An 11,447-nucleotide genomic window follows, 5' to 3' on the forward strand; every position below is an offset into this window, starting at 1 on the left:
ATGGTCGGCGGGCAGACGCTCGATCTCGAAGCCGAGCGCAACAGGCCGGACGAGGCCGGCATCGTCCGGCTGCAGGCGATGAAAACCGGCGCGCTGATCCGCTACGCCTGCGAAGCCGGCGCGATCATTGCCGGCGCTGCACCGCAGGACCGCGACCGGCTGGCCGAATTCGGCTCGGCGGTCGGGCTTGCCTTCCAGCTTGCCGACGACCTGCTCGACCTGACCGCCGATGCCAGCCAGATGGGCAAGGCGACCGGCAAGGACGCAGCCGCCGGCAAGGCGACGCTGGTCGCGCTGCATGGCGCGAACTGGGCGCGCAGCCAGCTCCATGGGCTGGTCAAGCAGGCCCATGAATTGCTTGAGCCTTACGGTGAACAGGCAGCCTTGCTGAAGGCAGCGGCAAGCTTCGTGGCAATCCGCAACAACTGAGGTTTGGGCAATCGGATGCCGAACCGTTTTCGGAATTTGTCGGCCTTGCGCTGCCTTGCTTGGTGTCTCTCAAATGCCCCAAAGCAACTGGGCGCGCTATCTGACCTTGACGACGACCTTGCCCTTGGCGCGTCCTGTTTCGACGTAAGCCAGCGCCTCATTGGTCGCTTCAAAAGGAAAGACCCTGTCGACGACCGGGCGAATCGCCCCATCTTCGATGAGGGACGTGATTTTGCTCAGTTGCTCACCTTGCGCCGACATGAACAGGAACGAAAATCCCACGCCCCGGCGCTTGGCTTTGGTCCTGATACCACGGCTCAGCAGCCGCAGCAGCAGCCTTAGCACCACGTTCAGTCCCTGTTTCCAGGCAAATTCGGGATCCGGAGGACCGGAAATCGAGATGAGCTTCCCACCCGGTTTCAGCACAGTCAGGGATTTCTCAAGCGTCTTGGCGTCCTGGCTGTTCAGGACGACGTCGTAGCCCGACAGGATTTTCTCGAAGTCGTCCTTCCTGTAGTCGACGACGACATCGGCGCCGAGATCCCTGACCAGATCGTTGCTTGCCGCGCCCGCTGTTGTCGCAACGATCGCGCCGAGGTGCTTTGCCAACTGGATGGCGAATGTCCCCACGCCGCCGGAGCCAGCCTGGATGAAGATCTTCTGGCCTGTCTTCAGACCCGCCCTCTCGATGAGAGCCTGCCAGGCGGTCAGACCGACCAGCGGGACCGAGGCCGCCTCTTCCATGCTGAGGTTCGCCGGCTTCAGCGCCACGTCGGCTTCATCGATTGCGATGAATTCGGCGAATGTCCCGATCCGGCCGTCGCGCGGCCGCGCATAGACGGCGTCGCCGGGTTTGAATTTGCGGACTTTCGAGCCCACCCTGACAACCCTCCCGGCAACGTCGTGACCGAGGATGAAGGGCCGGCGATAGGGAAGGACGAGTTTGAATTCGCCGGTTCTGATTTTGGAATCCAGCAGGTTCACCCCGGCGGCATGGACCTCGACCAGGACGTCATTGTCCAGCAGCTCCGGCTCCGGCATCTCGGCCAGCCGCAAAATGCCTTTCTTGCTATATTTATCGACAACGAATGCCTTCATGGCAGTGACTTTCTGAAAGTGTCTGTTGGCCTGCTGTCTGTGCGTGAAATTCTCCGTCCCGCCGTTGTTCAGACCGGCAAGCGGAACTGCTTGCGCAAGGTCTTGTCGAACATCTCCGCGGGGGCGAAGCGGCGCAGCAGGCTGACCTGGCGCGCTGCCTTCCCTGCGGTATAGCGCCGTCGCGGACGGGCGTCGGTCGCTGCCTTGACGACCACATCCGCCACCACTTCCGGCCGATCGGCTTTGGGCATCACATCGGCAAGCAGCGCCTTGAGACCGGCGCGCGCCTGATCGTAGTCCTTCAACAGGGAATCCGGCTCGATGCCGTTCTGGTCGAAGACGGTGCGCACGAATGCCGGCTCGATGACCGAGACGCGAATGTTGAAGGCGCGAACCTCATGATCGAGCGATTCCGAATAGCCCTCCAGCGCGTGCTTGACCGCCGAGTAGTGCGCTGAGTATGGCGCGGGCACCAATCCTAGAATCGAGCCGATGTTGACGATGCGCCCTTGGCCGCGGCGCCGCATCGACGGCAACACCGCATTGGTCATGCGCATGACGCCGAACAGATTGACGTCGAACAGAGCCTGCACCTGTGCGACCGAAGATTCCTCGGCGCCGCCAAGCAGGCCGACACCGGCATTGTTCACCAGCAGATCGATACGACCGGTCTGGGCCAGCACGGTTGCAACGAGGGCGCTGACGGACTCCCCGTCGGTCACGTCGCAGGTCAGCATGGACACCTTAGCCGGGCCGTTGCCGGCCTTGCTGCGGCTTGTCCCGAAGACGGTATACCCCGCCCGCGCCAAGGCCTCGGCACTGGCGCGGCCGATGCCCGAAGAGGCTCCGGTCACGACTGCGGTTCTTTCTGAAAGGGTACTCATTTGATACTCCACAGACATGAGGGCTAGCTTTTTGCCGTTGATTGAATTATGATCGTAATATCACATTACACCCATAATGCAATAGCAGAAAGGAAGAGCGCCATGCGCTACGAAAAGGGCCGAAAGGACGCCTCCCGCGATCGCATCGTCGAGGTCGCAGCCCAGCGTTTTCGCGGTGACGGCATCGCCGCGTCCGGCCTGGCAGCCATCATGGGCGACGCCGGGCTGACGAACGGAGCCTTCTATCCGCATTTCCAATCCAAGGCGGAGCTTGTGCGTGAAAGCCTTGTAGCGGCACTGGAGAGCCAGTCGCAGCAACTGCAGGAGGTATTGGCAGCCGGTGGTCCGGAGATGGGCATAGCGGCGTATCTGTCAGCTGAGCACCGGGACAATCCGGGAGCCGGCTGCGCGTCGGCCGCCCTGTTGCCGGAACTCGCGCGTCAGCCGCCCGAAACGCGCCAAGTCTATACCGAACGCTTGCTGGTTCTGGTGCGCCAGTTGTCTGCAGCGCTTCCGCAGGCCAGGGATCCGGAAGGCGTTGCCATGGGCGTCTTTGCGACCCTCATCGGCGCGCTTCAACTGGCCCGCGCGGTGGCAGGGACCGAATTGTCGGATCGCTTCCTTGCGGCAGGAGCAGATGCCGCGCGCAGGCTGATCCAGACATCTGAGGGTGAGAAGGCATCCTAGGTTGGGGGCGGCAACCGCAAAAGGCCCCCTGACATCGTCATGCGGGTCGCACACAGGAAAGGCCGGCCTTTGGAGGCAGGCCGAACCGCTATTTCGCCCGATTCAATCTCAGGTCTAGTGCAGATGCCTGAGCTTGTCGGGATTGCGCATGACATAGACGGCCGCGATCTTGCCGTCCTCGATGTCAAGCGCGGTGGTCTGCAATTCGCCATCGGCCTCCCGCGTGACGAACCCCGGCAGTCCATTGACGAAGCCGATGCGCACCAGCGTCGAGCGATTGTCGCGCAGCCAGGCCGCGACTTGCGCGTATTGCTTCATGACGGCGTCGAAGCCCAGCACCGGCGCCAAAGCCGCCGGACGCTTGCCGCCGCCATCGGCATGAGCGCTGACATCTTCCGTCAGCAGCGCGCCGAGCGCCTGCATGTCGCCGCTGCGCGATGCCGCGAAAAAGGCTTCGGCGATCTCCAGGCCACGCTGCTTCTCCACCTTGAAGCGGGGCCGCGCCTCGCGGACATGGCCCCGTGCGCGAGCGGCAAGCTGGCGGCAGGCGGCTGAATCGCGCTCGATGGCGGTCGCGACCTCCTCGAATTCCAGCCCGAACACATCGTGCAGCAGAAAGGCCGCCCGCTCGAGCGGCGAAAGCCGCTCCAGCGCCAACATCAGCGGCAAGGTGACATCTTCAAGATCGTCCTCTTCGACGATGGGCTCGGGCAGCCAAGGGCCGATATAGGTCTCGCGCTGGCGCCGCGTGGATTTGAGCTGGTCAAGGCAAAGCCGCGTCACCGTGCGGCGCAGGAACGCTTCTGGCTCGCGAACCTGCGAGCGGTCGGTCCCCATCCAGCGGATGAAGGCATCCTGCACGACATCCTCGGCGTCGCTCACCGAGCCCAGCATGCGATAGGCGACCCGCATCAGCTTCGGACGCAGCGGGCCGAAGCCCGCTGCCGCGTCGTCGGGTGCCGTCGCCGTCATCAGGCCGCCTTGGCGCTGGCGCGTATCGTTGCTGCGTCGGTGTAGAGCCCGAAGCCAACGGCGATGCGGTTCCAGCCATTGATGATGTTGATCAAAACGGTGAGCTTCACCTGCTCCTCCTCGGTGAAATGCGCCTTAAGATCATCATAGGCGCTTTCGCGGTCCTGTCCTTCCGAGAGGCGCGTCAGCGCATCGGTCCAGCCGAGCGCGGCACGCTCGCGGTCGCTGTAGCAGGGCGCTTCGCGCCAGGCCGGCAGCAGATAGATGCGCTGCTCGGTCTCGCCATTCTCGCGCGCTTCGGTGGCATGCAGATTGATGCAGTTGGCGCAGCCATTGATCTGCGACGCCCGAAGCTTCACCAGCTCGTTGAGGCTGTGCTCGAGCCCGGCGGCGACAGAGAGTTCGGTCGATGCGCGCTGCCACTGCTTGATCAGCGCAGGGGCGGCGGCGAAGAGGTCGATTTTGGCGGTCATGATTGCAGTCCTTGTGTTGGGTACGCCATCATGACGAGACAAGACCGGCCGGTGTGACATTCAGGCTGGATTTTTTCGAAGGTGCTTTCCCGGCGCGTTCAATCGTCTTTGATCAGCACGATCTTCGCCGGATCGAAATCGATCCCGACCATCGTCCCTTCCGCCACGGCGGGTGTGACATCAGGCGATGTCGCGAACAGTTCGACCGCCGGATCGCTGATCGCGATGCGGTATTCCATGTGGTCGCCGAGATACGAGCTCTTGACCACCCGGCCCTTCATGGTGCCCGCTGGCTGGCCGGGCAAGATGCGCACGGCATTCGGGCGCACAGCGAGCATCGCCGGCCCCGGAGCGTTACCGCGACCCGACATGTCGAGCAGCAAGGGTCCGACCTTGACCCTTGCACTGGTCGCATTGCTGGAAAGCACCTCGACGTCGAGCAGATTGGCGTCGCCCATGAAGTCGGCGATGAAGCGGTTGGTCGGCTCGTTGTAGAGGTCGCGCGGCGTGCCGTCCTGGGCGACGCGAGCGGCGTTCATGACGATGATGCGGTCGGAGACGGCGAGCGCCTCTTCCTGGTCATGCGTGACATAGACCATGGTCAGCGCCAGATCTTGCTGGAGACCCCGGATTTCGTCGCGCACGCGCCGGCGCAGCTTGGCGTCGAGATTGGACAGCGGCTCGTCGAACAGCAGCACCTTCGGCTCCAGTACGATGGCGCGCGCCACCGCGACGCGCTGCTGCTGGCCGCCGGACAATTCGCTCGGCTGGCGCTTCTCGTAGCCGGACAGGCCGACAAGCGACAGCTTTTCGGCGGCGCGCTCGGCTGCCTGCGCCTTGCCAAGCCCCGTAGCCCGCAAGCCGTAGCTGACATTCTCCATCACGTTCATGTGCGGGAACAGCGCATAGGACTGGAACACCATGGAGACATCTCGCTCGGCGGCGGACAGCAAGGTGACGTCCTTGTCGTCGATCAGGATGCGCCCGGTGCTGGTCTGTTCCAGTCCGGCGATCAGCCTGAGCGTCGTCGTCTTGCCGCAACCCGAGGGCCCGAGCAGCGTCACCAGGCTGGCCGGCGCGATGTCGAAGCTGACATTGTCGACGGCGATCACCGCGCCGTATTTCTTGGTGACGCCCTCGAACCGCACCGCCGGCCTGTCCGTGACAACCGGGGCAGCATTCTTCGCCGTCTGATCCACGCCGCTTCTCCCCATCAGATTGCCGCCACGACGGCTTCCGGACCCGCACGGCGCCGGCCGAGCCGGCGTTCGCCGACCAGCAGCTGGATGCCGATGAGGATGACCATCATGACGACGATCATCACCGCCGAATAGACAATCGCGATGCCGTACTCGCCGACATCTGCGCGCCCGACAATGTAGACCGTGGCAAGGTTGAACCGGCCGCTCGCCAGGAAGATGACGGCGCTGACCGCCGTCACCGCGCGCACGAAACTGTAGATCATCGCGGTCACGATCGCCGGCTTCAGGATCGGCAGGATCACCCGCCGCAAGGTGGCGAAGGATCGCGCCCCAAGCGTCAGCGATGCCTCGTCCAGGCTCTTGTCGATCTGTCCGAGATTGGCGAGCCCGGCACGGATCGCCACCGGCATGTTGCGGAAGATGAAGGAGATCACGATGATCAGCCCGGTGCCGGTCAACTGCACCGGCGGCACGTTGAAGGCAAGGATATAGCTGACGCCGATCACCGTGCCGGGAATCGCAAAGCTCATCATGGCCAGGAACTCGAACATGGTGCGCCCGGCGAAACGCTGCCGGTCGAGCAGATAGGCCGTCAGGATGCCGAGCGCCGCGGTGAACGGCATCGCCACCAGCGCCAGGCCGATGGTCATCAGCAGCGACGGCCAGGCCGAGCCGCTGAAAAACCAGCCATTGACGCCTTTCTCGATCGAAAAGGCGGTGAGGAAATATTCGAGCGTCGGCGTGTTGTCGCGCCCGATCGATTGCACGAAACCGCCGCCCAGGATGATGCCGTAGACCACGATGGTCAGAACCAGCCACGGAACGACGGCGGCGTAGCAGCCGATCCGCAAGGCCTTGGGCAGCGTCGCCGGTACACCGCCATCGCCCTTGCCTGCGACGGTGACGTAGCTGCGGCTGCCGATCCAGCGGCGCTGGATGACGAAGGCTGCCAGCGTGAACATCAACAGCACGATCGCCAGCACCGCCGCGCGGCCCTGGTCGTGCGCCGCGCCAACCACCGCGAAGAATATATCGGTCGACAGCACGTTGAAATTGCCTCCCAGCACCAGCGGATTGGCGAAATCGGCCATGCTCTCGATGAACGAAATCAGGAAGGCGCTGGCCAGCCCCGGCCGGATCAACGGCCAGGTGACGGTGCGAAACGTGCGCCAGCGGCTGGCGCGCAGGGTTTGTGATGCTTCCTCCATGCTTGGGCTGACCCCTTGCAGCACGCCGACCAGAACCAGGAAGGCGATCGGCGTGAAGGCCAGCACCTGCGCGATGGTGATGCCGGCCATGCCGTAGATCCAGCGGCTGCGCGGAATGCCGAGATGCACCGACATGAGGTTGGTGACGATGCCGGCGCGGCCGAACAGCAGGATCAGCGCCAGGCCGATGACGAAGGGCGGCGTGATGATCGGCAGGATGGACAGGCCGCGCAGCAGCCATTTGGCCGGCAGCTTGGTGCGAAGCGCAATCAGCGCCAGAGCCAGCCCAAGCGCCGTGCAGAAAAAGCCGACGAGGACTGCGATCGCCACCGTGTTCCACGCCACGCCGCAGGAGCCCTCGCCATAGAGGCAGCGCAGGCTCCATATGTTGGCGCTGAAGATCTTTTCGACGAACAGCGCCGGCACGACATTGCCGTCATTGTCCTTGATGGCCGAGGTGAGGATCGACAGCAGCGGATAGGCGACGAACAGGATCAGCGAAGCAATCACGATTGAGAGCGAGCCGACGACGAAGCGGTCGCCCTTGCACCAGCCGCGCGCGGCGAGCGCCTCGGCGATGAACATCAGCATCGCCACGGCATAGAGCGCCGCACCCCAGCCGAGCCCCGGCTGTATCGGTCCCGGCGTGCCGGCGATCTGGGTAAGTAAGCCAAATCCCCAGCCCGAATGGATGATGGAAAAGCCTTCGATGGCCAGCCACAGCAGGCCCGCCGCGCCTGCAACCGCCAGTCTCTTGGGGTTATTGCGCGCCACCAGCCAGCTCGCCAGCAGAAGCGGCAGGATAAGCGGCAACAGCCAGGGCCGGCCACCGAGCGCCAGCAAGATGGCCGGCGTCGCATCCGCCGGCTGTGCCAGCCAGTCGAACGACAAGAAGCCGCCTTCGACCTTGTACCAAGGCAAGAGCACGAAGCTCGCCCACGCGGCCATCACCCAGGCGAGCGCGCTGCGTCCAGGAGCGGAACTGACCATGGAACCGACCGCGGCCATTCAATGTCTTTCTGTTGCCAAAGGATGGTGCGCCAGCTGCCGCGAAGGGCAGCCGGCGATCAGATGCTAGAGTGAGCGCGAAAGAACGCGCTCAACCGCCATTGCGGACCTCGTCGGTGAACTTCTTCAACAGCCGCTTGCGTTCGGCCGACGAGCCGTATTTGGCGAAGTCGTAGTCGATCAGCTTGATCTTCGAGAGGTCCGGCGCCTCGGGCGGCACCGGCGTGGCGGTGTTCGACGGGATCTGGAAGCTGCCGTTCGGCGCCGCGAGCTTCTGCGCGTCCGGGCTCAGCGCCCAGTCGTAGAATTTCTGCGCCTCTTCGGCATGCTTGGCGCCCGTCACGATGCTCATCGAACCGATCTCGAAGCCGGTGCCTTCGCAAGGCGACACCACCTTCACGGCAGGGTTCTGTTTCGCGGCATTGATCACGTCGTGCTGGAAGGAGATGCCGATCAGCGTCTCGCCCTTGCCGACGGCGAGCGCCGGCGCGGCCCCTGCCTTGGTGTATTCGGCGATGTTCTTGTTGAGCTGCTTGAGATAGTCGAATGCCTTGTCCTCGCCCATCAGCTGGACGATGGTGGCAAGCATAGTCCAGGCCGTGCCCGATGAATTCGGGTCGGCCATCTCGATCTCGCCCTGGAATTCCGGCTTGACCAGATCGGCCCAGCACGCCGGAGCGGTCAGCCCGCGCTGCTTCAGATCTTCCTCATTATAGCCGTAGCCGAGCGCACCGAGATAAATGCCGACCGTGCGGTTCTTCGACCTGTCGGCCTGCTTAAGCGCCCAGTCGCGCAAGTTTGCCAGTTGCGGCGACTTGTATTCCTGGGTGAGGCCCTCTTCCGCCGCCTGCAGATGCGGGTCGCCGGTGCCGCCCCACCAGATATCGGCTTGCGGATTGTCCTTCTCGGCCCGGAGGCGGGCGTAGATTTCGCCAGCGCTCATGCGGGTCATGTCGACGCTGACGCCCGTCTCCTTCTGGTAGGTGGTCGCCATCGCCCGGCACCAGGCCTCGTCGACGGCGCAATACATTGTGAGGCTGCGGTCGGCCGCCTGGGCGGCACTCGCCAATCCGAACATGGCCAGCGCCGCGCCAAGGCCAAGCCAGGCGGCGCGCAAGCCTTGCTTACTGTCAAATGTCTTCATCGATATTCCTCCCTGTCTTCTCACTGGAAACGATCTACCCGTCGTCGAGCGGCACTCCGATCACCTGGGACAATGTCGCCGCGACACCGGGTGCTGCCGCAAGCACGGGATTGCCCTTCGCCATGCCGTCGCCGTCGAGGAACCGGTTCACCCGGCCGCCGGCCTCCTCCACCAGCAGCAATCCGGCCAGGCAGTCCCACGAATTGATGTGCAGCTCGGCATAGGCATCCGAGCGGCCGTCGGCCACATAGGCCAGCCCAAGCGCTCCGGAGCCGGAGCGCCGCACATTGGCGCCGAGTGCCCAGACAAGGCTCACCTTGTCCAGATAGTCGCGATTGGGAATCCTCGGCGACCAGCCGAACTCGACAAAGGCGCGGTCGAACGCTTGCGTCGGCGACACATGGATCGGCGCGCCATTGCGCGTCGCGCCTTGCCCGCGACGGGCAAAGTACGTTTCGCCGACGGCCGGATTGGCAATGCCGCCGATCTCGCTGCGGCCGTCCTCGACGAAAGCTATCGAAATGCAGAAATGCGGAATACCGCGCATGAAATTGGCGGTGCCGTCGATCGGGTCGACGACCCACATGCGGGCAGAGCCGATGCCGCCGCCTTCCTCGCCCAAAAACCCGTCCTGCGGAAAAGCCTCTGCCAGCGTGGCGCGGATGTGCTCCTCGACCTTACCGTCGGTTTCAGTGAGAAAATCCTGCGGGCCTTTCATCGCCACCGGCTGGACGGCGCCCTGCCGGGCATAGCCTTCCATCGCCAGTTGCCCGGCCGTGACAAGCAGTTTCCGGCAGACCTCGGCACGCCTGTCCATCTCGGCCTTGGACAGCCGGTCCGCCTTCGGATGCGCCGCCGCCCTGCTCATGCAGCCGGTCCGGACAATCGCGCCCTCAATGCCGTCTTCGGCGAAATGGACAGGGTATTCCTCCGATGCCACTCTTGAGCCGGCTTGTATTGCACGGCTGTGCAAAGCTGTTGCATTCGGCCATGCCTGTCAAGTGCGGTGGGTGGCAATGGCAGAAGAGTTGCATTACATTGCACGGGCGTGCAAAGAATCACGAAAACAGCAGCGAGAGCGTTGGCTTGACGGTTCCGAGAATCCGCACCGGTTTTTCCAGCGCCCAGCAGGTTGCCGACCTCGCCGGGGTTTCACGTTCGGCGGTGTCACGTACCTTCACGCCCGGCGCTTCCGTTTCCGGGGAAACCCGCGAGCGAGTGATGCTGGCGGCCGAGCAACTCGGCTATCACGTCAACCATCTGGCTCGCGGCCTGGTGCGGGCCTCGACCGGCATTGTCTGCCTCATCGTTGCCGATGGCGACACGCCCTATCATGCCCGCCTGCAGAAGGCGCTGACCCAACATCTGCGGGACGCCGGCAAAATGGCCATGGTGTTCAACACCTCCGGCCCCAGCCACCATGTCGACCAGGCGCTGCGCAACACGCTGAACTATCGCGCCGATGCGAGCATCGTTCTGTCCGGCTCGCCGCCGCAGTTGCTGATCCGCACCTGTCTTGAGAACGGCCAGCGGCTGGTGCTGATCAATCGCGATGACCGCTTCGACGGCCCGCACAATATCGGTGTCGACAACGCTGCAGCCGCAGAGGCAGCGCTGCATGCCTTCATCCGGGCCGGCTGTACCCGCCCCGCTTTGGTGACCTCGGCTGCCGGCACGCCCAGCCTGCTCTCCCGCGAAACCGCCTTCCTTACCGCGGCGCAGGAGGAAGGGCTGGAGGTGACCGTGTGGCGCGAGGGCCGCACCGGCTATGCCACCGGAGCCGATGGCGCCAGGCGGCTCTTTTCCGGCCGGCAGCGGCCGGATGCGGCGTTCTGCGTGACCGACCTGATTGCGTGCGGCTTTCTCGATGCGGCCCGCCACGAGTTCGGCATCAACGTACCCCGCGATCTCTGCGTCATCGGCTTTGACGACATTGAACAGGCCGACTGGGCCTCTTACCGGCTGACGACGTTCTCGCCGCCGATCGAGGAGATCGCCAGGCGCGCCGTGCGGCTCGCGACCGGCGCGCGGGAGGAGGCTGGCAGCCGCCTGATCTGCCATGCGCCCATGGTCTGGCGCAGCACGGTGAGACCGGGCCAGGGCTGATGCGAAACATGTGTCGGTCAAGACGGGAAACGAACTGATGTCCAAGAAAAAGGCCAGGAAGACCCGCCAGGCGGCAAGACCGGTGGAGATAGCTGTAGGCCCCGAAATCCGGAGCATGATGCGCAAGTTTGGCCTGACCGAGGAAGAAGCACTGCGCATGATGCGCGAATGCGATGCCACCCTCTATGGCGCCAACTCCGGGCACGTGCAGCGAGGATCTTGACGGCCCGCCAGGC

Annotated in this window: 12 protein-coding genes; 4 read left to right on the forward strand and 8 right to left on the reverse strand. The window is 64.1% G+C overall.

Annotated features, from left to right (window positions below; translation table 11 throughout):
• On the forward strand, positions 1–429 hold a 429-nt coding region (locus X726_RS140810; protein WP_023673084.1), incomplete at its 5' end, for a polyprenyl synthetase family protein.
• 96 nt (positions 430–525) lie between these two features.
• Here X726_RS140810 and X726_RS140805 read toward each other — a convergent pair.
• Together X726_RS140805 and X726_RS140800 are read right to left on the reverse strand one after the other, a co-directional pair.
• A complete protein-coding gene (locus X726_RS140805; protein WP_023673085.1) occupies positions 526–1,527 on the reverse strand; it encodes an NADP-dependent oxidoreductase in 1,002 nt (333 codons plus the stop codon).
• Between the two features lie 68 nt (positions 1,528–1,595).
• Positions 1,596–2,411 carry an oxidoreductase gene (locus X726_RS140800; protein ID WP_031215491.1) on the reverse strand — a complete coding sequence of 272 codons (816 nt, stop codon included), beginning with the start codon at positions 2,409–2,411 and terminating at the stop codon, positions 1,596–1,598.
• A gap of 102 nt (positions 2,412–2,513) precedes the next feature.
• Between X726_RS140800 and X726_RS140795 the strand changes: the two genes are divergently transcribed.
• Entirely contained in the window at positions 2,514–3,098 is a 585-nt protein-coding gene (locus X726_RS140795; protein ID WP_023673087.1) for a TetR/AcrR family transcriptional regulator, read from the forward strand.
• 114 nt (positions 3,099–3,212) lie between these two features.
• Here the strand turns inward: X726_RS140795 and X726_RS140790 are convergent, their stop codons facing one another.
• The 6 genes from X726_RS140790 to X726_RS140765 all read right to left on the reverse strand — a co-directional run bounded on the left by X726_RS140790 (position 3,213) and on the right by X726_RS140765 (position 9,973).
• Complete coding sequence (locus tag X726_RS140790; RefSeq protein ID WP_023673088.1) at positions 3,213–4,070, reverse strand: sigma-70 family RNA polymerase sigma factor; 858 nt, start codon at positions 4,068–4,070, stop codon at positions 3,213–3,215.
• Positions 4,070–4,543, reverse strand: coding sequence for a carboxymuconolactone decarboxylase family protein (locus X726_RS140785; RefSeq protein ID WP_023673089.1), 474 nt, complete (start codon positions 4,541–4,543; stop codon positions 4,070–4,072). The genes X726_RS140790 and X726_RS140785 overlap by 1 nt, the downstream gene beginning before the upstream one ends.
• A gap of 98 nt (positions 4,544–4,641) precedes the next feature.
• Positions 4,642–5,742 carry an ABC transporter ATP-binding protein gene (locus X726_RS140780; protein ID WP_050588584.1) on the reverse strand — a complete coding sequence of 367 codons (1,101 nt, stop codon included), beginning with the start codon at positions 5,740–5,742 and terminating at the stop codon, positions 4,642–4,644.
• A gap of 14 nt (positions 5,743–5,756) precedes the next feature.
• Positions 5,757–7,961, reverse strand: a complete 2,205-nt coding sequence (locus X726_RS140775) for an iron ABC transporter permease (protein WP_023673091.1) — start codon at positions 7,959–7,961, stop codon at positions 5,757–5,759.
• Positions 7,962–8,052: 91 nt separating this feature from the next.
• A complete protein-coding gene (locus tag X726_RS140770; RefSeq protein WP_023673092.1) occupies positions 8,053–9,105 on the reverse strand; it encodes an ABC transporter substrate-binding protein in 1,053 nt (350 codons plus the stop codon).
• A gap of 34 nt (positions 9,106–9,139) precedes the next feature.
• A complete protein-coding gene (locus X726_RS140765; RefSeq protein ID WP_050588586.1) occupies positions 9,140–9,973 on the reverse strand; it encodes an inositol monophosphatase in 834 nt (277 codons plus the stop codon).
• 218 nt (positions 9,974–10,191) lie between these two features.
• On the opposite strand from X726_RS140765, the gene X726_RS140760 reads away from it, so the two are divergent.
• Positions 10,192–11,211, forward strand: a complete 1,020-nt coding sequence (locus tag X726_RS140760) for a LacI family DNA-binding transcriptional regulator (protein ID WP_084630947.1) — start codon at positions 10,192–10,194, stop codon at positions 11,209–11,211.
• A 37-nt stretch (positions 11,212–11,248) separates the two neighbouring features.
• Positions 11,249–11,434, forward strand: coding sequence for a hypothetical protein (locus tag X726_RS140755; RefSeq protein ID WP_031215495.1), 186 nt, complete (start codon positions 11,249–11,251; stop codon positions 11,432–11,434).
• Positions 11,435–11,447: the final 13 nt, after the last annotated feature.

The sequence above is a fragment of the Mesorhizobium sp. LSJC285A00 genome (genome assembly GCF_000503155.1).
Lineage (GTDB): Bacteria > Pseudomonadota > Alphaproteobacteria > Rhizobiales > Rhizobiaceae > Mesorhizobium.